At 64.0% G+C, this 22,040-nt stretch carries 18 protein-coding genes and 1 riboswitch; of the genes, 10 read left to right on the top strand and 8 right to left on the bottom strand.

Annotated features, from left to right (window positions below):
* Positions 1–87: 87 nt before the first annotated feature.
* Positions 88–1,236, top strand: a complete 1,149-nt coding sequence (locus tag NKK47_RS01235) for a citrate synthase (protein WP_023678450.1) — start codon at positions 88–90, stop codon at positions 1,234–1,236.
* A gap of 68 nt (positions 1,237–1,304) precedes the next feature.
* On the opposite strand, the gene phaR is transcribed toward NKK47_RS01235, so the two are convergent.
* Positions 1,305–1,913, bottom strand: a complete 609-nt coding sequence (gene phaR / locus NKK47_RS01230; protein WP_023678449.1) for a polyhydroxyalkanoate synthesis repressor PhaR — start codon at positions 1,911–1,913, stop codon at positions 1,305–1,307.
* Between the two features lie 278 nt (positions 1,914–2,191).
* On the opposite strand from phaR, the gene NKK47_RS01225 reads away from it, so the two are divergent.
* From NKK47_RS01225 to NKK47_RS01200, 6 genes are all read left to right on the top strand, one after another.
* Entirely contained in the window at positions 2,192–3,379 is a 1,188-nt protein-coding gene (locus tag NKK47_RS01225; protein WP_352574755.1) for an acetyl-CoA C-acetyltransferase, read from the top strand.
* Between the two features lie 87 nt (positions 3,380–3,466).
* A complete protein-coding gene (gene phbB, locus NKK47_RS01220) occupies positions 3,467–4,192 on the top strand; it encodes an acetoacetyl-CoA reductase (protein WP_352572008.1) in 726 nt (241 codons plus the stop codon).
* A 731-nt stretch (positions 4,193–4,923) separates the two neighbouring features.
* Positions 4,924–8,331 (top strand): helicase-related protein, encoded by a 3,408-nt coding sequence (locus tag NKK47_RS01215; protein ID WP_352574753.1) that lies wholly within the window; start codon positions 4,924–4,926, stop codon positions 8,329–8,331.
* Between the two features lie 12 nt (positions 8,332–8,343).
* Positions 8,344–8,730 (top strand): RNA-binding S4 domain-containing protein, encoded by a 387-nt coding sequence (locus tag NKK47_RS01210; RefSeq protein WP_023680553.1) that lies wholly within the window; start codon positions 8,344–8,346, stop codon positions 8,728–8,730.
* Positions 8,731–8,878: 148 nt separating this feature from the next.
* Complete coding sequence (gene fdxA / locus NKK47_RS01205) at positions 8,879–9,217, top strand: ferredoxin FdxA (RefSeq protein WP_023680554.1); 339 nt, start codon at positions 8,879–8,881, stop codon at positions 9,215–9,217.
* 368 nt (positions 9,218–9,585) lie between these two features.
* Positions 9,586–10,167 (top strand): CarD family transcriptional regulator, encoded by a 582-nt coding sequence (locus NKK47_RS01200; protein WP_006327799.1) that lies wholly within the window; start codon positions 9,586–9,588, stop codon positions 10,165–10,167.
* A gap of 73 nt (positions 10,168–10,240) precedes the next feature.
* On the opposite strand, the gene NKK47_RS01195 is transcribed toward NKK47_RS01200, so the two are convergent.
* From NKK47_RS01195 to NKK47_RS01185, 3 genes are all read right to left on the bottom strand, one after another.
* Positions 10,241–11,011 (bottom strand): amino acid ABC transporter ATP-binding protein, encoded by a 771-nt coding sequence (locus tag NKK47_RS01195; protein WP_352452513.1) that lies wholly within the window; start codon positions 11,009–11,011, stop codon positions 10,241–10,243.
* Positions 11,008–11,688, bottom strand: a complete 681-nt coding sequence (locus tag NKK47_RS01190; RefSeq protein WP_023721020.1) for an ABC transporter permease subunit — start codon at positions 11,686–11,688, stop codon at positions 11,008–11,010. Before NKK47_RS01190 ends, NKK47_RS01195 begins: the two co-directional genes overlap by 4 nt.
* Positions 11,689–11,810: 122 nt before the next feature.
* Positions 11,811–12,584, bottom strand: coding sequence for an amino acid ABC transporter substrate-binding protein (locus NKK47_RS01185; RefSeq protein ID WP_023680557.1), 774 nt, complete (start codon positions 12,582–12,584; stop codon positions 11,811–11,813).
* A gap of 325 nt (positions 12,585–12,909) precedes the next feature.
* On the opposite strand from NKK47_RS01185, the gene NKK47_RS01180 reads away from it, so the two are divergent.
* Positions 12,910–13,767 carry an RNA polymerase factor sigma-32 gene (locus NKK47_RS01180; RefSeq protein ID WP_023680558.1) on the top strand — a complete coding sequence of 286 codons (858 nt, stop codon included), beginning with the start codon at positions 12,910–12,912 and terminating at the stop codon, positions 13,765–13,767.
* Positions 13,768–13,780: 13 nt separating this feature from the next.
* On the opposite strand, the gene NKK47_RS01175 is transcribed toward NKK47_RS01180, so the two are convergent.
* The 4 genes from NKK47_RS01175 to thiB form a co-directional block, all read right to left on the bottom strand.
* Positions 13,781–15,250: a M48 family metalloprotease gene (locus NKK47_RS01175; RefSeq protein WP_352574751.1), complete on the bottom strand. Its 1,470-nt coding sequence runs from the start codon at positions 15,248–15,250 to the stop codon at positions 13,781–13,783.
* Between the two features lie 253 nt (positions 15,251–15,503).
* Entirely contained in the window at positions 15,504–16,295 is a 792-nt protein-coding gene (thiQ, locus tag NKK47_RS01170; protein WP_352574749.1) for a thiamine ABC transporter ATP-binding protein, read from the bottom strand.
* Positions 16,292–17,911: a thiamine/thiamine pyrophosphate ABC transporter permease gene (gene thiP, locus NKK47_RS01165; RefSeq protein ID WP_352574747.1), complete on the bottom strand. Its 1,620-nt coding sequence runs from the start codon at positions 17,909–17,911 to the stop codon at positions 16,292–16,294. Before thiP ends, thiQ begins: the two co-directional genes overlap by 4 nt.
* 245 nt (positions 17,912–18,156) lie before the next feature.
* On the bottom strand, positions 18,157–19,170 hold the full coding sequence (gene thiB / locus NKK47_RS01160) for a thiamine ABC transporter substrate binding subunit (protein WP_352574745.1): 1,014 nt from the start codon (positions 19,168–19,170) through the stop codon (positions 18,157–18,159).
* A 43-nt stretch (positions 19,171–19,213) separates the two neighbouring features.
* Positions 19,214–19,328: riboswitch (TPP riboswitch) on the bottom strand.
* Between the two features lie 127 nt (positions 19,329–19,455).
* On the opposite strand from thiB, the gene NKK47_RS01155 reads away from it, so the two are divergent.
* Positions 19,456–20,100 carry a thiamine diphosphokinase gene (locus NKK47_RS01155; RefSeq protein ID WP_352574743.1) on the top strand — a complete coding sequence of 215 codons (645 nt, stop codon included), beginning with the start codon at positions 19,456–19,458 and terminating at the stop codon, positions 20,098–20,100.
* A 15-nt stretch (positions 20,101–20,115) separates the two neighbouring features.
* A complete protein-coding gene (locus tag NKK47_RS01150) occupies positions 20,116–21,936 on the top strand; it encodes an ABC-F family ATP-binding cassette domain-containing protein (RefSeq protein ID WP_352574741.1) in 1,821 nt (606 codons plus the stop codon).
* Positions 21,937–22,040: the final 104 nt, after the last annotated feature.

The raw sequence follows: 22,040 nt of genomic DNA, 5'->3' as shown, positions 1-22,040 counted from the left end.
TTCTCCTTGACCCTTTCCGGGTGGAAGATAAGGGTTGGTGACTGGACCATCAATCTTGATCAACGGAATCAACATGACAAGGCTGACATGACGGAGTGGCTGACGCGGGACGAAGCCCTGGAGCGTCTCAAGGTGCGAGCCCAGACCCTCTATGCCTATGTCAGCCGCGGACGCATCGGCGTGCGGCCGGACCGGGCGGATCCACGCCGCAGCCAGTATCGCGCCGACGATATCGCGGCGCTGGCGAGCCGCCGGGCTCGTGGCCGAAATCCCCAGGCAATCGCCGAAAGTGCAATTGCCTGGGGTGAGCCGGCGATCGCCACCACGATCTCGACCGTTTTGCATGGCCGCCTTGTCTATCGCGGCCAGGATGCGGTTGCTCTCTGCGAGGCTGCCACGCTGGAGCAGACGGCAAACCTGCTTTGGGCATCTGGCGCACCAGTGTCGTTCGTCTCGGCGAGCCGCCATGGCAACGGCGCAACTGGCCGGCCGGCTGCCTTCGCGGAATTGGCCGCGTTGGCGGCCAACGGCCGGCCTTCGCTCGGCCGAAGATCGGCTTCGCTCAACCACGATGCGGCCGGCGCCATCGCCGCTTTGGCCCAGGCGCTCGGCGCGATTCCCGGAACTGGTGCCGTGCACGAAAGGCTGGCGCAGGGATGGTCGCTTGATGCGGCCGGCGCAGACTTGATCCGCCGCTCGCTCGTGCTGTTGGCCGATCACGAATTGAACGCATCGACCTTCGCCGCACGGGTCGCCGCGTCCACCGGCGCACCTGTTTCGGCCTGCCTGCTTGCCGGCCTCGCCACGCTCTCCGGGCCGCGTCATGGCGGCGCCGCGGAGGCGGTCATGATGCTGGCGGAGGATGCGCAGAGATTGGGGCCGGATGCGGCTGTCGGACGCTGGCTCGGTCACGACAGGCCGCTGCCCGGATTTGGCCATCCGCTTTATCCCGACGGCGATCCGCGTGCGGAACCGTTGCTGGCCGCGATAGATGTCGATGATGGGCTGTTACGGCTTTGCGATGTGGCCTTTGCGGCAACGGGCATGCGCCCGAACGTCGATTTCGCCTTGGCTGCGCTGACGCGCGGCCTCCGTTTGCCGTCCGATGCGCCGTTCCGCCTGTTCGCACTCGGCCGCAGCGTCGGCTGGGCCGCGCATGCCGTGGAGCAGGTGACGAGCAACGGCCTGATCCGGCCACGCGCCCGCTACCAGGGACCGCTGCCGGAGCAGCTCTAGCCGCGCTGCTTGCGAAGTCTCAGCGGCACCTGAAGAGAGGTTCGACGCTGCACTTCGCCAGCCGGCAGTCAGGACATCGTGTCGAGCTTACGCTGCATCGCGGCGATCTGCTCCTTCAGCTCCTGGAGGTCGTCGGGTTTTTCCGGCGTTTCCTTCCTGGCCGGTTCGGCCGGCGCTGCTGCCGGCGCCGAGCCCGCGGGCGGGAACGGCGTGAACAGCCGCATGGCGTTCTGGAACATTTCCATGTTGCGCCGCGTCTGCTCCTCCAGCACCTTGATTGGTGTCGCGATCTTCATCATGTCCATCGGCGACTTGCCGAGCGCATCTTTCATCTGCTCGCGAAAGCGTTCCTGCTCCTTAGAGAAGGCCAGCATCGACTGCTCGAGAAAGCTCGGCACGATCATCTGCATCTGGTCGCCGTAATAGGCGATGAGCTGACGCAGGAACGGGATCGGCAGCATGTTCTGCCCGTCCTTGTTCTCCAGCTCGAAGATGATCTGGGTCAGTACCGGATGCGTGATGTCGTCACCGGTCTTGGCGTCCTGGACAGTAAAGTCCTCGCCTCTTTTGACCATTTCAGCGAGATCCTCGAGCGTCACATAGGTGCTGGTGCCCGTATTGTAGAGACGGCGATTGGCATATTTCTTGATAACAATAGGTTCGTCTTTTGCGGCCATCTGCATCCTCCCCGGACACCGGGCAGCTTAAGTAAGCCGCCGGTAACGATTGCGCCTTTTTAAAGGATATGCGCAAAAGCGTCATGAATCCAAGCAGTTTGTGCAGTGCGGGACCATTTTATGCTGCGCAGCACGGATGGGCCGTCATCGCAGCGACGCGCGGCCTGCTTGCCGCGGAGGAACGCCATGCCCATTTCGGGTTTGACTCGGGTTGTGGAAAGGGCAAGAAAAGTCCCCGACGGCACCCGAAATCGTTCCCCGAAAGCCTGGAGAAGAATATGTCCGCTTCCAACGCCATCGTTGTCGCCAGTGCAGCGCGCACGCCCGTCGGCTCCTTCAACGGCGCCTTCGCCAACACCCCAGCCCATGAATTGGGTGCCATCGCCGTCAGGGAAGCGCTGGTCCGTGCCGGCGTCGACGGCAAGGAGGTGGACGAGGTCATCCTCGGCCAGATCCTGACCGCGGCTCAAGGGCAGAACCCGGCGCGGCAGGCGGCAATGGCTGCCGGCGTACCGCAGGAGGCGACCTCCTGGGGCCTGAACCAGCTCTGCGGCTCGGGCTTGCGCGCCATCGCGCTCGGCATGCAGCAGATCGCCCAGGGCGACGCGAGGATCATCGTTGCCGGCGGCCAGGAATCGATGTCGATGGCTCCGCATGCACAGCATCTGCGCGGTGGCGTCAAGATGGGCGATTTCAAGCTGATCGACACCATGATCAAGGACGGCCTGACCGATGCCTTCTATGGCTATCATATGGGCAACACCGCTGAGAACGTCGCCCGCCAGTTCCAGATCACCCGCGACGACCAGGACCAGTTCGCACTGGCTTCCCAGAACAAGGCCGAGGCCGCGCAGAAAGCCGGGAAATTCAAGGACGAGATCGTTGCCTTTACAGTCAAGGGCAGGAAGGGCGACACCGTAGTCGACCAGGATGAATACATCCGCCACGGCGCGACAATCGATGCCATGACCAAGCTCAAGCCCGCCTTCGATAAGGAAGGCACGGTGACTGCTGCCAATGCTTCCGGCATCAACGACGGTGCCGCCGCCGTGGTGCTGATGACCGAAGCGGAAGCCGCAAGGCGCGGCATCACACCGCTGGTGCGTATCGTTTCCTGGGCGACCGCCGGTGTCGACCCGCAGATCATGGGGACGGGACCGATCCCCTCCTCGCGCAAGGCGCTGGCCAAGGCCGGCTGGTCGGTCGGCGACCTCGATCTGGTCGAAGCCAACGAGGCCTTTGCCGCGCAGGCCTGCGCCGTCAACAAGGACATGGGCTGGGATCCGGCCATCGTCAACGTCAATGGCGGCGCCATCGCCATCGGCCATCCGGTCGGCGCCTCGGGCGCCCGCATCTTCAACACGCTGGTCTACGAGATGCGCCGCAGAAGTGCCAAGAAAGGCCTTGCCACGCTGTGCATCGGCGGCGGCATGGGTGTTGCCATGTGCGTGGAAGCAATGGGATGAATGGCAAATTGTGAATGGTGAATGGAAGATCGGAGGGCTTACGCAATAACCATTCACCATTCACCATTCACTCTGGGAGGGAAACGCATGACAAAGGTTGCAATCGTCACAGGCGGGTCGCGCGGCATCGGCGCGGCGATATCGGTCGCCTTGAAAAGCGCCGGCTATTCGGTCGCCGCAAACTACGCCGGCAATGAGGAAGCGGCGGCAAAGTTCAAGGCCGCGACCGGCATCCCGGTCTATAGATGGTCGGTCGCCGACTACGAGGCCTGCGCCGCCGGCATCAAACAGATCGAAGCCGATCTCGGTCCCGTCTCGGTGCTGGTCAACAATGCCGGCATCACTCGCGACGCGATGTTCCACAAGATGACGCGCGAGCAATGGAAAGAGGTCCTCGACACCAACCTTTCCGGCGTCTTCAACATGACGCATCCGTTGTGGGGCGGCATGCGCGACCGCAAGTTCGGTCGCATCATCACCATCTCCTCGATCAACGGCCAGAAAGGCCAGGCCGGCCAGGTCAATTATTCGGCCTCGAAGGCCGGCGATATCGGCTTCACCAAGGCACTGGCCCAGGAAGGCGCGCGCGCCGGCATCACCGTCAACGTCATTTGCCCCGGGTACATCGCCACCGAGATGGTCAAGGCAATGGACGAGAAGGTCCTCAACGAGCGCGTCATCCCGCACATCCCGGTCGGCCGTCTCGGCGAGCCGGAGGAAATCGCGCGCTGCGTCGTCTTCCTCGCTTCCGACGATGCCGGTTTCATCACCGGCTCGACCATATCAGCCAATGGCGGCCAGTACATCGCCTGATCGTTTATCTTTACGTTGAGACAGATACGCGCTTGGACGAACGGGCCTGCAAAACGGCCCGTTTCTATAGCGGTCTTCCCGTTGCAAGATCTCGATGCAGCACGCTGCCCCAATCCGGCACGCAAAGGTTAACGGCAAACTCGCAGCCTGTGCAAAAACCGCCCGGCAGCCTGTGGATTCTAGGTGGAAAAGCTGTTCACAACACAACATGCTGCGGTGAACAAACCAAGAAACTTCGGCTATCTCTGATTCGTCGCCGATTCGTTCCGGCTTTGAGCGGAACGTTAACGGCGAGAGCTGAAAACACCCTCGAAATGATTAAAGCGCGTTAGGAAACATCAATAATTTCATAATGTTGTGCGAAGCAGATTGGCCAGCCACGACCATTCACCGGCAGAGGTTAACCGCAGTGCTCGCGTGGATGCCGCCTGCATAAATCGGGCCAGTTTCCGTGATTCAGCATGTGGTGAGGTACGCCGACAGAAAACCCAGATGTAGCCGTGAACAAACCCTGAATCAGCGTGAGTCAGTGATTCGTCGCTGATTCGTTCCAGACTCGTTCCAACTGTTAATCGGGAACAGATTTTCTGGCTTCGAACCAACCAATCGGCCTGCCCTCGGCATATTCCGCTTTCGCTTCGTGCCCGAAATCCCTATGTGTCGCCTGTCATACGCGGCCAATATGGGCGCGCTCCCGACAATGCGAGGCAGAGAGCCTTATTTCCAGGCCGATGAACATCTATCCGAAACACACTGAACCGCTGATCCTGTCGGGTCGAGACGTGACGGCCGTGCTCGGCCCGACCAACACCGGCAAGACCCACCTCGCCATCGAACGCATGGTGGCGCACGAAAGCGGCGTCATCGGCCTGCCGCTCAGGCTGCTTGCCCGCGAGGTCTATACGCGCGTCTGCGAGAAGGTCGGCGCCCATAAGGTTGCGCTCATCACCGGCGAGGAAAAGATCCAGCCGGCTGGCGCGAAATACTCGGTCTGCACCGTGGAAGCGATGCCGCGCGAGACCGACGCCGCCTTCGTTGCCATCGACGAGGTCCAGCTCGCCGGCGATCTCGAACGCGGCCACATCTTCACCGATCGCATCCTGCATCTACGCGGCCGCCAGGAGACGCTGCTGCTGGGTGCGGCCACCATGCACGGCATCCTGCAGCGCCTGCTGCGGGGCGTGTCGGTGGTGACCCGGCCACGCCTGTCGCATCTTGCCTATGTCGGCTCGAAGAAGCTGACCCGCCTGCCGCGGCGCACCGCGATCGTCGCCTTCTCGGCCGACGAGGTCTATGCCATCGCCGAGCTGATCCGCCGCCAGCAGGGCGGTGCCGCCGTCGTGCTCGGCGCACTCAGCCCGCGCACCCGCAACGCCCAGGTGGCGCTGTTCCAGTCGGGCGACGTCGACTACCTCGTCGCCACCGACGCCATCGGCATGGGCCTCAACCTCGACCTCGACCACGTCGCCTTCGCCCAGAACCGCAAATTCGACGGCTACCAGTACCGCAACCTGACGGCGGCCGAGCTCGGCCAGATTGCCGGCCGGGCCGGCCGGCATCTGCGCGACGGCACCTTCGGCGTCACCGGCCAGGTCGATCCGCTGGATGATGAACTGGTCAACAAGATCGAGGCGCATGATTTCGATCCGGTGAAAGTGCTGCAGTGGCGTACCGCGCATTTCGATTTCGCCAACCTCGATGCGCTGAAGCGCTCGATCGAGACCAACGCCCCGGTCGAAGGCCTGACGCGCGCGCTGCCGGCAGTAGACGCGCAGGCGCTCGAGCATCTGTCGCGCGACGAGGACGTCCGGGCACTCACCACCGATGCCAGACGCGTGGCGCTGCTGTGGGAAGCCTGCGCGCTGCCCGACTACAGGAAGATCGCGCCGGCCCAGCACGCCGACTTGATCGCCTCCATCTACATGGACCTTGCCAGGCACGGCCATGTCGACGAGAACTACATGGCCGAGCAGGTGCGCCGTGCCGACACCACCGAAGGCGACATCGACACGCTATCGCACAGGATTGCCCAGATCCGCACATGGACCTTCGTCTCCAACCGGCCCGGCTGGCTGGCCGATCGGGCACACTGGCAGGAAAAGACGCGCGAAATCGAAGACAGATTGTCGGATGCGCTGCATGAGCGGTTGACGAAACGTTTTGTAGACCGCAGGACTTCCGTCCTCATGCGGCGCCTTAGAGAAAACACGATGCCTGAAGCCGAAATCAGCCCAACCGGAACCGTCCTCGTCGAAGGCCATCACGTCGGCGAGCTGCAGGGTTTCCGCTTCACCGCCGACCAGAGCGCCGGCGGCGAGGATGCCAAGGCGGTGCGGGCGGCGGCGCAGAAGGCGCTTGCCGCCGAGTTCGAAGCGCGGGCCGAGCGGTTCGGCGCCTCTGCCAATGGCGACATTGCGCTGGGTTCGGATGGCACGCTGCGCTGGATCGGCGCGCCGATCGGCACGCTGGTTGCCGGCGAAGACGCTTTGAAGCCGCGTCTCGTTCTGCTCGCCGACGAGCAACTCACCGGCCCGGCACGCGACAAGGTTGCGGCGCGCGCCGAGCGCTTCGTCAACTTCCAGATCGAATCCCTGCTGAAGCCGCTGGTCGACCTCAAGAATGCGGAGCAGATCACCGGCATCGGCCGCGGCATTGCTTTCCAGCTCGTCGAGCATTTCGGCCTCATCAACCGTCGCGACATCGCCGACGAGATGAAATCCCTCGACCAGGAAGGCCGCGCGGCGCTTCGCCGTCTCGGAGTGCGCTTCGGCGCCTACCATGTCTTCGTGCCGGCGCTGATCAAACCGGCGCCGGCGGGGCTGATAACACTGCTGTGGGCGCTGAGAAACGACGGCAAGGACAAGCCCGGCTTCGGCGATGTCGTTCACGCACTGGCCTCCGGCCGCACCTCGGTGGTCATCGATCCGACCTTCGACAAGACCTTCTACAAGCTTGCCGGCTACCGCAATCTTGGCCGGCGTGCTGTACGCGTCGATATTCTCGAACGGCTGGCCGACCTGATCCGGCCGGCGACCAACTGGAAGCCGGGCCTCGGCCCTCGCCCCGACGGCGCCTATGACGGTCAGTCCTTCATGGTGACGCCGCCGATGATGTCGATTCTCGGCGCCACCGCCGACGACATGGAAGAAATCCTGAAGGGACTCGGCTATCGCGCCGATGCCAAACCGGCGGCCGAGGTCAAGGCGCGGCTCGAAGCACAGGACAATGCCGCGCGTGAAGCTGCCGCTGCAAAGCAGGCGGCGGAAGAGGCTGCGCGAGTCGAGCAGGCGAGGATGGCGGAAGCATCTGCCGCGGCAGAGCCGCCGGCGGAGGCTTCGGAACCTGTGTCGGATGCGGCTCCTGTTGCGGAGGCGGCGGCCGAAGCTGTGACCGAAGCGACGGCAGAGCCTGTCGCGGAAGCTCCAGCCCCTGAAGCTGCGGCAGAAGTCACGCAAGAGACCCGGCCCGCCGCGGAGGCGACTGCTGAAGCGCCTGCGGAACCAGCGGCCGAGCCAAGGGCGGAACTTGGGGCGGAAACTGAGGCTGCGGCATCGGCAGAACCGCCGGTTTCCGACACTACGGAAGCATCGCCGGCCGAACCTGCAGCGACGGCGGAAGCCGTCTCCGGCGAAGCTGCTCCAGAAGCGGAGGAGCCAAAACCTGTCCTGTTATGGCGGCAGGGTCGTTTCGACCAGCGCCCGCGTCATCGCCAGCATGACAACCGCCCCCGGGACAATCATCGGGACAATCGCGCGCGCAATGGTCAAGCTGGGCCGGACAGCCGCAGCGATGCGCCGGCAGATGCCGGCGGGCAACCGACGCCGGGCGACCGGCCCGCCCGTCAGGGGCGCCACGACCAGCGCGACGGCGCCGGCAAGCCGCGCTTCGATCGCAGCAAGTTCAAGCCCAGGCCGCAAGGCGAGGCGGCAGAACAGCGCGCCGGCAAGCCGCAAGGTGAACGCCCGGACCGGCGCGAAAACCGGCCCGACTGGAAGGCTGGCCGACAGGACGGCAAAGGCGGCGCCCAAGGCGCAAAGCCCGCCTTCCAGCCAAAGCCGCGTGAGGAACGCCCGGTCCGCTTCGATCCGGACTCGCCCTTCGCCAAGCTCGCCGCGTTGCGCGACCAGCTGAAGAAGTAGGCTGCTCGTCCAATGGTCACTGATGCCCGCCAGCGCATCGACAAGTGGCTGTTCTTCTCGCGCGCGGTAAAATCGCGCACGCTGGCAGCCAAGCTGGTCGTCGCCGGACGCGTCCGCATCAATCGCGACAAAGCAGCGCAGGCCTCCGATACGGTCCGGCCGGGCGACGTTTTGACCATCACGCTGGAGCGGCGGATCTTCGTCTGGAAAGTCCTTGGCACCGGCGTACGGCGTGGCCCGGCCGAAGAGGCCCGCCTGCTCTACGAGGACATGTCGCCGCCCCCCGCGCCCAAGGGCGAGGCGCTTCCGGATGCGGTGCCGCCGTTGCGCGAGGCCGGCAGCGGTCGCCCGACGAAGAAGGAACGCCGCCAGACCGACCACCTGCTCGGCGACGATTGAGCAAGGTCGAACGCCCGCTTTGCCGGCCTTCCGGAATTCCATTCCGGAAACCGCGGCACCGCTGGCAGGGGCCGCCCTTGCCACCAGCGGACAAAGGCGTTACCTCACCAAAAAAGCCCAATAAAATGGGACGTCCCGGAGCCGACCAATGACCTATGTCGTGACCGACAATTGCATAAAATGCAAATACATGGACTGCATCGAGGTCTGTCCGGTCGACTGCTTCTACGAAGGTGAGAACATGCTCGTCATCCACCCGGACGAGTGCATCGATTGCGGCGTCTGTGAACCGGAATGCCCGGCCGACGCGATCAAGCCCGACACCGAGTCGGGCCTCGACAAATGGCTGCAGATCAACACCGAATATGCCGACAAATGGCCCAACATCACCGCCAAGAAGGAGCCGCCGGCCGACGCTAAAAATTTCGATGGCGAAACTGGCAAGTTCGAGAAATATTTCTCCGCCGAGCCCGGCGAAGGCGACTGACGAGCCTGCCGGCTGCGGCGGCCTGACGCCGCGTAACAGACGTGATACATTAACTGCCTTGACAGGCGGCGACGGCGCGTGGCCTTCGCGCGTGCAGCAAAACCTTGATTCTTCCGACTTTTTGTGTTATATCAACCAAACATGCCGGTGACACAACGTCGATTTATGGCGCAAACGCCCCAAATCACTGAAAGGTGAATTTCTCAATCCGGACCAGAGCGATCTGGGGCAGGCGGTCGCAATGTTGCGATTTGCCGGTCCTGGCCTTTCCGGTGAGTTCATCGTTGTGTGGCTAAGGACCGGTCACCCCGGTCGCACGAGTTCGGGCCGGCACGATGCCGGTACCACAACAAGGAGTTCAGGGCGTAATGGCAACGATCACCCCGCAGAAGAAGTCCACCGCAGCGCGCCACGGTTTCAAGACCGGCGAGTACATCGTCTATCCGGCGCATGGTGTCGGCCAGATCGTCTCGATCGATGAGCAGGAAGTCGCGGGCCACAAGCTGGAGCTGTTCGTCATCGACTTCCAGAAGGACAAGATGCGCCTCAAGGTGCCGGTCGCCAAGGCGACCTCGATCGGCATGCGCAAGCTGTCGGAAGAGGATTATGTCGAGCGCGCGCTGAAGGTCGTGCAGGGCCGCGCCCGCGTCAAGCGCACCATGTGGTCACGCCGCGCCCAGGAATATGATGCCAAGATCAACTCCGGCGATCTGATCTCGATCTCGGAAGTGGTGCGCGACCTTTACCGCGCCGATAACCAGCCGGAGCAGTCCTATTCCGAGCGCCAGCTCTACGAGGCGGCGCTTGACCGCATGGCCCGCGAGATCGCGGCCGTCAACCGCATGTCGGAGACCGAAGCGGTGCGCCTCATCGAGGTGAACCTCAACAAGGGCCCGAAGCGCGGCGCCAAGGCCGACAACGAGGAAGCCGAGCAGGAAGAAGCCGCCTGAGCTTTTTTGCTTTCGAAAAAAACCCGGCCTTGCGCCGGGTTTTTTTGTCTTAGCTGACCGGCGACGGGCATATCTAACCTTCGCCGCCCTCCCTTTCCGCCTCGTGCTTCAGCGTGGCAATGAACCGCTTGGTCCGCTGGCGTTCCGGGTTGCTGAACAGCACCGCGGCCGGGCCTTGTTCGACGATGTTGCCGGCATCGAGGAACACCACTTCCCGCGCGATCTTGGAGGCGAGCCGCAGGTCATGCGTCGCCATCACCATGGTCGTGCCCTCGCTGGCGAGCTTGCCGAGCACGTCGACCACCTCCTGCGCCAGTTCCGGATCGAGTGCCGAGGTCGGCTCGTCGCAGAGCAGGACCTTCGGCGAAGGCGCCAGCGCCCGGGCAATCGCCACGCGCTGCTGCTGGCCACCTGACAGCGTCGCCGGCCAGGCGTCGGCCTTGTGCGCCATGCCGACCTTTTCGAGCAGGGCCAGCGCCCGTTCGCGCGCCCTTTCCTTGGGCCATTTCAGCACCGTCACCAGCCCCTCCATGATGTTCTCGATCGCGGTGCGATGCGGAAACAACTGGAAATTCTGGAACACCATGCCGGTCTGCAGCCGCAGTCGCTGGATATCCCTGGTCGAGACCCTGCCGCCGGGGTGGAATTCGAGTGCATCGTCGCCGATCCGTACCGTGCCTGAAGTCGGCAGCTCGAGCAGGTTGATGCAGCGCAAAAGCGTGCTCTTCCCTCCGCCCGACGGCCCGACAAGCGCCGTGACGCTGCCTTCCTCGATGGTGACGGTGACGCCCTTCAGCACCAAATTGTCGCCGAAACGCTTTTCGATGTTGGTGAGGCCGATCATGCGCGCGCCTCCAGGAAGCCGCCATAACGGTTGAGCCGCGTTTCCAGCCGCGCCTGCAAGGCCGACAGCACGGAGCTCATGACCAGATAGAGGGCCGCTGCCTCGACATAGAGGATCAGCGGCTCATAGGTGGTGGCGACGATGCGCTGCGCTGCCTGGAACATCTCCGGCACGGTGATGGCGGCGGCGAGCGAAGTGTCCTTGACCAGCGAGATGAAGGTGTTGGACAGCGGCGGCACGGCGACGCGCCCCGCCTGTGGAAGAATGGTGCGCCGCATTGCCTGGGCCCAGGTCATGCCGATCGAATAGGCCGCTTCCCACTGGCCCTTGGGCACCGAACCGATGACGGCGCGGATGATTTCCGACGAATAAGCACCGATGTTCAAGGTGAAGCCGATCAGTGCTGCCGGAAAGGCGTCGAGCAGGATGCCGACCGATGGCAGGCCGTAGAAGATAAGGAACAGTTGCACGAGAAGCGGCGTGCCGCGGAATATCCAGACGTAGAAGCGGACCACGGCGACCAGCGGTTTGGGACCGAACAGCCGGACAAGCGCCACAACCAGGCCTAGGACAAGACCGAATGCAAACGACAGCAGCGTCAACGGCACGGTGAAGATCAGTGCAGCCCACAGCAGCGTAGGCAGGGATTCCAGCATCAATTGCAGCCAGTGCGGCACGAAGGCTCCTCCTTGCCAGATTGCCGTCGCTCATATCACGCGAAAGCGGCGGGCCGTCAAAAGACAGCTCGCCGCGATATGAACGACGCGGGCCGGCGTTCGGCCCACACGAGAAAGCCGTTTTACTTCGAAACGTCCTGGCCGAAATAGGTGTCGGCGATTTTCTGGTAGGTGCCGTCGGCCTTGATGTCGGCCAGCGCCTTATTGATGGCGGCCACCAGTTCCGGATCGCCCTTGCGTACGATGACGCCGGAATAGTCGGCGTTTTCTTCCTGCGCGGCAATCTTCACATTGGCGTCGGGCTTGTGCTTCTTGAAGTCGAGGAAGGACAGGCTGTCGTTGATGGTGGCGTCGGCGCGGCCGGTAAGAAGCAGCTGGATCGACTGGTCGAAGCCGTCGGTGCCGACGAGCTCGGCGCCGTTGGTTTCAGCCAGCTTGCCGAAATTCGAGGTCAGCGACTGCGCCGCCTTCTTGCCCTTGAGATCGGCGAAACCCTTGATGTCGGTGTTGTCGCCGCGCACGATCAGCACCGCCTTGGAGGCGATGTAAGGATCGGAGAAATCATATTTGGCCTTGCGCGCCTCGGTGATGCCGACCTCGTTGATGACGGCATCGTAGCGGTTGGCATCGAGACCGGCGATCAGCCCGTCCCATTTGCCTTCGAGGAACTGGGCCTTGACGCCGAGGCGCTCGGCGATGGCCCGCGCGATCTCGACGTCGAAGCCGACCAGCGCGCCGGAAGCATCATGATAGGTGAAGGGCGCATAGGTTCCTTCCGTGCCGACCTTGAAGACGCCGGCCTGCTTGATCTGGTCGAGATTGGCGCCGGCATGACTGGCGGCGACGGCCAGAACCTGCAGCGTTCCGGCGATGATGAGCGATTTGAGCCATTTCATTTTTCTGTGATCCCGTCCTTGGCCGATGTCCGGCGTCATTGCGAGTGCCGGAAAATGACAGATGCGCGATGCCAGAATAAGAAACTAAATTTCAAAAATCTCGCGTCCTTGAAATCCAATTCTCAACCAGCATCTCCGGGCGCCATCCGGCTGAGTCAAGGCCGGTGGCGAATCGCCTGGAACAGCGCACTCGACATGACAGTCCGGGGGAACATTCCCCCGCATGGCACGTTCTTCGCTGTTGTAGGGCGCGGCGCCGCCATTTCAACCATCGGCGCCAACTCACGATTCGATCGCGCCGCAACGCCTGGAGCAGGAGCGCGGCATGATGGAAGACAGTGCAGGACGGACCATGGTTCGCGCGGCGATGAAAGCCCCTTATCTGGAACGTGACGAAGAGCATCTCCTGGCGCTGCGCTGGAAGGAAAACAATGACCAGCACGCGCTGCACCGCATCACCGTCGCGCATATGCGGTTGGTCATTTCCATGGCGTCGCGGTTTCGCCACTACGGCCTTCCGCTGGGCGACCTGATCCAGGAAGGCCATGTCGGGCTGCTGGAGGCAGCGGCCCGTTTCGAGCCCGAGCGCGAGGTGCGGTTCTCGACCTACGCGACTTGGTGGATTCGCGCCTCGATGCAGGACTATATCCTGCGCAACTGGTCGATCGTGCGCGGCGGCACTAGCTCGGCGCAAAAGGCGCTGTTCTTCAACCTGCGGCGTCTGCGCGCCCGCCTGGCAAACGGCGCCGAGCAGATGTCGAATGCCACGCTCTACCGCGAAGTGTCGGCGGCTCTCGGGGTATCGGAGGCCGATGTGGCGATGATGGATTCCCGCCTTTCGGCGCCGGACAGCTCGCTCAACACGCCGCTAGCCGACGATGCGGGCGCAACCGAGCGGATGGAGTTCCTGGTTTCGGATGACCCGCTGCCCGATGAGGTCGTCGGCGATACGATCGACGTCGAACGCCGTTCGGTCTGGCTGAAGACGGCGCTCGGCGCGCTCAATGCGCGAGAACTCAGGATTATCGAGGAGCGCCGGCTGAGCGACGAGGGCGCGACGCTCGAAGCGCTCGGCGAGACGCTCGGCATCTCCAAGGAACGTGTCCGCCAGATCGAGGCGCGCGCCATGGAAAAGCTCAAGGCGGCGCTGGTGAAGCAGAACCCGGAATTTCTCGCAGCCTGAATCGCGTCGGCTGCTATTTGTCGGTGACGATCTTGACCTTGTCGCCGGCCGAAACCGCGGCACCCGGCGACAGCGCGTTGAGCACCCTGAACAAATCCAGCTTGCGGTCGACGCCGACCATCTGTGCGGCCAGGGAGCCCATTGTCTGGCCGGGCTGCACCGTGACGATGCGGATACGCAGCGGCTTCAACGCCGCCTTCTCGGCAGCACTCAGGATGCGGAACGAGCCGCTGACCGAGCGCGCCACCGTGCTCAGCGAGGTGCTGGCCGAAGGTGCCGCGGTCAGCAAGCGGTAGACCTGGCCGCCGGCGCGGATCACCGCAATATCGAATTGCCAGCCATCGGCGCCGGCATGCGCGGTTGCCGCTTCGTTGCCGTTGATCGTCTCCTGGCGCACGCTGCTGTCGTCGAGGCCGGCAACCCAACCGCTGCGGATGTAGTCGGTCAGCGAGCGGTTCTTGTCGATCGAAACGCCGTCGAAGCGGATCGCCATGTCGCCCGGGCCGGTCGCCGTCACCGCCGCCGCCGAATTGTCGATGATGAAGCCGTTGGGCACCGAGAACGACACGCCGAGGCCAGGATGCAGGAAGGTTTCGCCGCGCACATAGCCTTCCTCCGGCGTGTCGCCGTAAAGCAGCCCGTCTACGCCGGCAAGAAATGAATCGCGGTCGCGCGACCCGACACCGGGCGCGCCGAACTGGCGGGCGTGGCGCTGCGCGAGATCGATACGCTGCGGCGTGTTGGGGTGCGTCGCCAGGAAGTCGAGGCTGGCGTCGGTAGCGCCGCTGATCGAGCGGAAATCGGTATAGGCCGACATCGACTGCAGGAAGCGGCCGGCGGCGTAGGGATCGAAACCGGCTTCGCCGATCGACTTGATGCCGATTGCGTCGGCCTCCAGCTCCTGATTGCGCGAGAACTGGGCCAGCCTCAGCTTGCCGCGGATCAGTGCCGCCTTGGCCGTCGGGTTGTCGCCGAGCACATCCGAAACGACCTTGGTCGCCAACCCCTCCTCGGCTTCCAGTTGCTGGCGCTGCAGGCCGTGGTTGGCCGTAACGTGGCCCATCTCATGCGCAATGACGGCGGCAAGCTCGGCCGAATCGTTGGCCAGCGCAAGCAGGCCGCGGGTGATGTAGAGATAACCGCCCGGCAGCGCGAAGGCATTGACGTTGGGCGAGTTGAGGATGGTGATGCGGTAGGTCTGGGTTGGGTTGGCCGACACCACGGTCAGTCTGCCGACGATCTTGGCCACCATGCGCTCGAGCTTGGGGTCGGAATATTCGCCGCCATAGGTGGCGAGGATGCGCGGGTGCTGCGCCTTCGCCAGTTGAGCGAGCTTGCCGTTGGCGGCGACATTGTCGACCGTGATCGGCTTGTCTGAGGGCTGAAAGCCTGATTCCTGCACGTCGGGAGGCGTGAACATCTGGCAGCTTGCCAGCGCCACGGCGAGACCGGCCAGCGCCAGAAAGCGCGCCAGCGGTTTCACCCTCCGATTGTCGATGCCGGTCGGCAGATCGGCTTCCTTTCAAGTCCTGGCACGTGACCGCGAAAATCGGGCGCGATTTCCGGAAAGCATCACGCGCAAATCAAGTGCTACGGCGTCCTTCGTGCGTCCGACAGATGCGAGGCAGCAAGGGCAAATCACGGTCTAGGCCGGACCAGCTCCTGGCGGACCTAGCCACACAACCTCGACCATGGCAAGCAAGCGCCGCTTCGCCTTCCGCCGGTTTGACCATAAATTATGTCCGCTTCCGGGCAACATCTCGTGATCCAACCGCAAACGGACCCGAGCCGATATAGCGTCGGAATGCCTCCGGTCCAGCCCCGACGAAAAAATCGGCCGCGGTGCCCGTCGCGGCAACCGTGCCACCATCCAGGAAAACCATGTTTTGGCCGATACGGCGCGCATCGTCCGGCTGGTGCGTGACGAATAGCACCGTCATGCACTGCTCCGAATGGACGTCGGCCACCAGGTCGAGCATGTCGTCGCGCAGTGCCGGTCCGAGCGAAGCGAACGGCTCGTCGAGCAACAACACCGGCCGGTCGCGCACCAGGACACGGGCGAGCGCGACGCGCTGCCGCTCGCCGCCGGAGAGTTCGCGCGGCAGCCGGCTTTCCTTGCCGGCAAGGCCGACGCGCTTCAGCGCTGCGGCGATTGCGGCGCGGTCAGCGTCGCTCAGCCTGAGCGAAGGCGAGCGGCCGAGCCCGACATTCTGCTCGAGGGACAGATGGGCAAACAGGTTGTTTTCCTGGAACACCATCGATACCGGCCGCGCTGATGGCGGCGCAGTGCTGACGTCGGCGCCGCCGATCAGCACGCGGCCCGACCGCGGCGTCTCGAAGCCGGCCACCAGATTGAGCAGCGTCGACTTTCCCGAACCGCTCGGCCCCATGATGGCGGTGATTTCCGACGCCGGGAAATCGACATCGAATATAAGCGGCGTTTCACCATAGCTGAACGAGACATTATCGAGCCGCACGGCCGCGCCTTTTTCGACGGAAATGGACCGTTCCGGGCTGATCGGCATCATGATTTCTCCCTCCTTCCCAGCCAGTCTGCGGCCAACACCAGCGCCAGGCAGACAAGGCCGAGCAGCAGCGCCAGGCCGGCCGCATCATCGGTGCGGTAACTGCCCATGCGCGCCAGCAGCAGATAGGGCAAGGTCTGCACGGAATCGCTGCCGAATAGCGCAATGACGCCGAGATCGCCGAGCGACAGCGCCATGGCGAACGCGAAGCCGGTGGCGAGCGGCCGCCGCAGCGACGGCCAGTCGACCAGCCGCAACCGGTTCCAGCCCAAGATACCAAGCTGTGCGCAGAGCCGTTCGTGGCGTTCGCTCGCCGCGTCATAGGCAGGGCGAATGGCGCGGATGGCGAACGGCATCGCCATCACCGCATTGACCGTAACGACCATGACAGGGGCGATCGCAAAGACATCGCCGACGGTGCGCAAGAGCAGGAACCAGCCGGCGCCGATGACGATGGGCGGCACCACCAGGACGAACCCCGCACCGGTGTCGGCCAGATGTTCGAGCAGTGTCCGCCGGCCCTGCCGCCGGGTGAGCGCCAGCGCCCGGCGCGCCACGACCAGCGACAGCGACAACGCCACAGAGAGCAGCGCCGATAGGAGGGAGAGCACGGCACTGGTCGCCGTCGCTTGCCGCACCGCGCTCTCGCCGGCCAGGCGGCCGAGATCGGCGCCAAGCCCGGCTGCCAACGTGGCCGCCATCGGCCCGGCGACAAACAGCAGTGCGAGCCCGATCGCCAATGCGTTCAGCACGGTCTCGGCCGCACCGGCTGAAAAATACCGGCGCGGCGCCACCGGCAGATTGGCATCCCCGACCATATTGGCGCCGAGCCGCGTCAAGGCCAGCACGACGACGAAGGTCAGGGCAATCTGCAGCAGGGTCAGCGTCACAGCCCGCGCCGGGTCGAAGTCGAAACGCAGCGCCTGGTAGATGGCAACCTCCAGCGTCGTCGCTCTGGGTCCGCCGCCGAGCGTAAGCACGATGGTGAAGGAGGTGATGCACAGCATGAAAACGAGCCCGGCAACGCCCGGCAGGGCCGCACGCAGCGGCGGCCATTCGATCAGCCGGAAGGCCGGCGCAGCCCCCATGCCAAGCTGGCTCGCCAGCCGCCATTGGTCGGCCGGCACGGTCTGCAGCGCTTCCAGGAACAGCCGCGTCGCCAGCGGCAGGTTGAAGAAGACGTGGGCGACGAGAATGCCCGACAGGCCATAGATGCCGGGCCAGCTCTGCCCGCCAATCGCGCCGAGCGTGCCGGCGAAATACCCGGCGCGGCCATAGAGTGCCAAGACACCGAGTGCGGCAACAATGGCCGGCAGCGCCAGCGGCACGGCGAAAAGCTGGAGGATGAAGCCTCGCCCGAAAAAACGCGGATGCCGCGACAGGGCGCGCGCGACGAACAGCGCCGGTGCGACGGAGAGCAGGGTCGACAACAGAGCCTGCCAGAGCGTGAAGCGGGCAACACGCAGGAGATAGGAATCGAAGGCGGAAGCGGCGCCGGACAGGTCGCGCGTAGCTTCGACGAGGAGCCCGGCGAATGCTCCGCCGATAAGCAGCGCGATGGCAGCGAGCGCGACGATGCCGGCGGTGACGCGGGGATCGGCCGGATGACGCGTACGCATGTCGCGCTACCCGAGACAGGCGTTGATCGAAGGAAATACCTGACAATGGCCGAGCCCACCCCTCTCTGGCCTGCCGGCCATCTCCCCCTCAAGGGGGGAGATTGCGCACTCAGCCGCCTTCGCCAATCTCACAAGTGGCAGGACGAGGAGAGGCGACAAAGCTGCCGATCTCCCCCCTTGAGGGGGAGATGGCCGGCAGGCCAGAGGGGGGTGGCTTGGCGTAAACATCCGACGAGGCTTGAGCCCTACTTGCTCATCGCCGCAAGCCACTCATCGACCCAGGCCTTGCGGTTGGCCGCGACGTCTTCCGGGCTGAACAGCAAGGTCTTGGTCGGCTTGACCAGCTTGTCGAACGCCGGGTTGAGCGGCTTGTCGGTTTTGCCGGCCGGGAACATCCAGTTGGTTTCGGGAATGACATCCTGGAATTTCGGTCCGGTCATGAAGGCAATGAACTTTTCTGCCAGCGGGTTCTTCGCACCCTTGGTGGTGATCCCCGCAACCTCGATCTGCAGATATTCGCCCTCCTCGAAGGACGCCGCCTGGTAGCGCTCGGTGTTTTCGGCGACCATGTGGTAGGCCGGCGAGGTGGTGTAGGACAGCACCATCGGCGCCTCGCCCTTGGTGAACAGGCCGTAGGCCTCGCTCCAGCCCGGCGTTACCGTCAGCACCTTCGCCTTGAGTTTGGCCCAGGCTTCCGGCGCCTTGTCGCCATAGACCGACTTGACCCACAGCAGCAGGCCAAGGCCCGGCGTCGAGGTGCGCGGATCCTGGATGACGATCTTCTCTCCGGCATCGCCCTCGACCAATTCCCTGAGGCTCTTCGGCGGGCTCTTCAGTTTTTCGGTATCGTAGACGACGGCGAAATAGCCATAGTCGAACGGCACGAAAATATCGTCGCTCCAGCCGCCCGGCACACTGACGTCCGATATTGCGCCATGCGGCGAAAACAGGCCGGTTGCCTTGGCATCCGCCGTCAAATTGGTATCGAGGCCAAGTACGATATCGGCCTTGGTCGCGGCGCCTTCCAGCTTCACACGGTTGAGCAGCGCCACGCCGTCGGCGACCGAGACGAATTCGACGACGCAACTGCATTCGGCCTCGAAGGCCTTCTTCACCGCCGGTCCCGGACCCCAATCGGCGGTGAAGCTTTCATAGGTATAGACCGTCAGTCTATCCTGTGCCGATGCCTGCCCTGGCAAGGCGAGCGCGGATGCCGCAAGCAGGACAATTGAGACAAGAGAGTGGAAAAAACTGCGCATCGGCGCCTCCTTCGTTCGCGTTGAAAGGAATTGAGGCGTCGGGCTGTCCGAAACGTCTAATCCCTCCGCCGGTACAAACCGGATCAGGTTCAGCGGGTTGGCAGTCTTGCCTCTCAGCCGGTCAGCGAAAATCGCGTCCGGCACCCCGTTAGAGCGTTGCGACACATAGGCCCGGCCGAAGTGCTGCGCAAGCGGAAGTTTGCCGGGCATCCAAAGCCCAGCCTTCCGTTTCGTCTGCCGTTTCATCTTCCGTTTCCGGGGCAGGGCTGGTAAGGGCCACGAGATATGAGCACATTCACCATCCTGCTTGGCGGCGATCTCATCCGCACGCCGCTGCTCGACCGCCAGGTCGAAGGCTCGCGTGTCATCGCTGCCGACGCCGGCATCGGCCATGCCCGTATGCTGGGCCTGAGGCCGGAACTCTGGGTCGGCGATTTCGATTCGGTGCCTGCCGATTTGCCGGAAGATCTGGCCGCCGTGCCACGGCAGGTGTTTCCCGCTGAAAAGGACAAGACCGACGGTGAACTCGCTATCGCCGCCGCACTCGAACGCGGTGCGACCAGCCTTGTGCTCGCAGGCGCCTTCGGCGGCAAACGTACCGACCACATCTTCCTGCATCTGGCGCTAAGCATCCGGCTGGCGGAAGGCGGGACGGAAGTGCTTTTGACCAGCGGCGCACAGGAAGGCATTCCCTTGCTGCCGGGAAAGACTGGCTTCGACTATGCCGACGGCACGCTGTTTTCGGTGCTCGGCTTTTCGGATCTCGCCGGCCTGACAGTCACCGGCGCCAAATGGCCGCTCGACCATGTCGAGGTTGCGTTCGGCTCGTCGCTGACCATTTCCAACGAGGTCAGGGGCCGGTTGGAAATCGCGCTGGCCAGCGGCCGCGCGCTGCTGCTCGCACATCCCTATCCTCTTCCGGAAAGCTGAGCCCAGAAAGCCGACATGGCGCCGCCGCTTCTCAATCTCGACGGGATAAAGCTGACCTTTGGCGGCACGCCGCTGCTCGACGGTGCCGCCCTGACGGCCTCTGCTGGCGACAAGATCGCCCTGGTCGGCCGCAACGGCTCTGGCAAGTCGACGCTCCTCAAGATCGCCGCCGGGCTGATCGAACCGCAGGACGGCGAAGTCTTCCGCCAGCCTTCGGCGACCGTGCGCTACTTGCCGCAAATGCCCGACATGGACGGCTTTGCGACTGTCCGCGCCTATGTCGAGGCGGGGCTCGGGCCGGCCGACGATCCCTACCGCGCCACCTATCTGATGGAGCATCTCGGCCTGACCGGCGAGGAACGGCCGAACGATCTCTCCGGCGGCGAGGCGCGGCGCGCCGCCCTCGCCCGCGTCATGGCGCCGGAGCCCGACATTCTCCTCCTCGATGAGCCGACCAATCATCTTGACCTTTCGGTCATCGAATGGCTGGAGGAGGAGCTTGCCCGCACCTCCTCGGCACTGGTCGTCATCTCGCATGACCGCCGTTTTCTCGAACGCGTGTCGCGCGCCACAATCTGGCTCGACCGCGGCCAGACTCGCCGTCTCGACAAGGGCTTTGCCTATTTCGAGGAATGGCGCGACACGGTGCTGGAGGAGGAAGAGCGCGAGCAGCACAAGCTCGGCCGCCAGATCGTGCGTGAGGAGCACTGGCTGCGCTATGGCGTGACAGCGCGGCGCAAGCGCAACATGCGCCGGCTCGGTGAGTTGCAGACCATGCGCCAGCGCTTTCGCGGCCACCGCGGCGCCGAGGGTGCGGCGACGATGACAGCCAGCGACGCCGCCGAATCCGGCAAACTGGTGATCGAAGCCAAGAACATCGAGAAGAGCTTTGGCGATCTGACCGTGGTCAAGGGATTCTCGACCCGCATCCAGCGCGGCGATCGCGTCGGTCTGGTCGGGCCGAACGGCGCCGGCAAGACGACGCTGTTGAAGATGCTGACCGGCGAATTGAAGCCGGACGCGGGCACGGTGCGGCTCGGCACAAATCTGGAGATCGCCACGCTCGACCAGAAGCGCGAAGCCGTCGACCCGCAGGAGACATTGGCGCAGTATCTGACCGACGGGCGCGGCGAGAACCTCGTCATCAATGGCGAGCAGCGCCACGTCGTCTCTTACATGAAAGACTTCCTGTTCAAGCCGGAACAGGCGCGCACGCCGGTGCGCGAGCTTTCGGGCGGCGAGCGGGCACGGCTGATTCTCGCACGCGTTTTGGCGCGGCCGGCAAACCTGCTTGTGCTCGACGAGCCGACCAACGACCTCGACATGGAGACGCTGGAGCTGCTGCAGGAACTGGTCGCCGGTTTTGCCGGCACGGTGATCCTGGTCAGCCACGATCGCGATTTCCTCGACCGCACCGTGACCAGCATCATCGCGCCGGATAGCGACGGCCGCTGGATCGAATATGCCGGCGGCTATTCCGACATGCTTGGGCAGCGCGGCGGCACCAGGCTGGACGACCGCAGGGCGCGGCCAAAAGCAGAAGCCGGTGAAGCCACGGCGGCAAGCAGGAACGAAGCGGCCGCACCGAAGGGCCCGGCCACGAAACTGTCGTTCAAGCAGAAATTCGCGCTGGAAACCTTACCCAAGAAGATCGAGGCGGTGTCGGCCTCGATCTCGCGGCTGGAGAACAACATCGCCGATCCGGCGTATTACGAGCGCGACCCGGCCTCGTTCCAGAAGACGATTGCCGCGCTCGACAAGGAGCGCGTCACACTGGCAGCGCTCGAGGAGGAATGGCTGGAACTCGAGATGCTAAGGGAAGAGATGGAGGCTTGAGAGGTTGCATGCACGCTCATATGCGCCTACATTATGCGCATAAATGGGAGCGGCTGTATGCTTCAATCGAATCCAAAAACCCAAAGAAAGTCGGTTAATACATC

Source organism: Mesorhizobium sp. M0019 (genome assembly GCF_040323975.1).
GTDB lineage: Bacteria > Pseudomonadota > Alphaproteobacteria > Rhizobiales > Rhizobiaceae > Mesorhizobium.
Note: the sequence above shows the minus strand (reverse complement) of the source record. Positions and strands in the feature narration are given on the sequence as shown.

What these genes read in the sequence shown, in the direction of transcription:
- phbB (WP_352572008.1), top strand. Translation starts at nt 3,467, where the DNA reads ATGACAAAGGTTGCAATCGTCACAGGCGGGTCGCGCGGCATCGGCGCG.
- NKK47_RS01180 (WP_023680558.1), top strand. Translation starts at nt 12,910, where the DNA reads ATGATGGAAGACAGTGCAGGACGGACCATGGTTCGCGCGGCGATGAAA.
- NKK47_RS01225 (WP_352574755.1), top strand. Translation starts at nt 2,192, where the DNA reads ATGTCCGCTTCCAACGCCATCGTTGTCGCCAGTGCAGCGCGCACGCCC.
- NKK47_RS01155 (WP_352574743.1), top strand. Translation starts at nt 19,456, where the DNA reads ATGAGCACATTCACCATCCTGCTTGGCGGCGATCTCATCCGCACGCCG.
- NKK47_RS01215 (WP_352574753.1), top strand. Translation starts at nt 4,924, where the DNA reads ATGAACATCTATCCGAAACACACTGAACCGCTGATCCTGTCGGGTCGA.
- thiQ (WP_352574749.1), bottom strand. Translation starts at nt 16,295, where the DNA reads ATGATGCCGATCAGCCCGGAACGGTCCATTTCCGTCGAAAAAGGCGCG.
- thiP (WP_352574747.1), bottom strand. Translation starts at nt 17,911, where the DNA reads ATGCGTACGCGTCATCCGGCCGATCCCCGCGTCACCGCCGGCATCGTC.
- phaR (WP_023678449.1), bottom strand. Translation starts at nt 1,913, where the DNA reads ATGGCCGCAAAAGACGAACCTATTGTTATCAAGAAATATGCCAATCGC.
- NKK47_RS01185 (WP_023680557.1), bottom strand. Translation starts at nt 12,584, where the DNA reads ATGAAATGGCTCAAATCGCTCATCATCGCCGGAACGCTGCAGGTTCTG.
- NKK47_RS01210 (WP_023680553.1), top strand. Translation starts at nt 8,344, where the DNA reads ATGGTCACTGATGCCCGCCAGCGCATCGACAAGTGGCTGTTCTTCTCG.
- NKK47_RS01235 (WP_023678450.1), top strand. Translation starts at nt 88, where the DNA reads ATGACGGAGTGGCTGACGCGGGACGAAGCCCTGGAGCGTCTCAAGGTG.
- NKK47_RS01195 (WP_352452513.1), bottom strand. Translation starts at nt 11,011, where the DNA reads ATGATCGGCCTCACCAACATCGAAAAGCGTTTCGGCGACAATTTGGTG.
- NKK47_RS01200 (WP_006327799.1), top strand. Translation starts at nt 9,586, where the DNA reads ATGGCAACGATCACCCCGCAGAAGAAGTCCACCGCAGCGCGCCACGGT.
- fdxA (WP_023680554.1), top strand. Translation starts at nt 8,879, where the DNA reads ATGACCTATGTCGTGACCGACAATTGCATAAAATGCAAATACATGGAC.
- NKK47_RS01150 (WP_352574741.1), top strand. Translation starts at nt 20,116, where the DNA reads ATGGCGCCGCCGCTTCTCAATCTCGACGGGATAAAGCTGACCTTTGGC.
- thiB (WP_352574745.1), bottom strand. Translation starts at nt 19,170, where the DNA reads ATGCGCAGTTTTTTCCACTCTCTTGTCTCAATTGTCCTGCTTGCGGCA.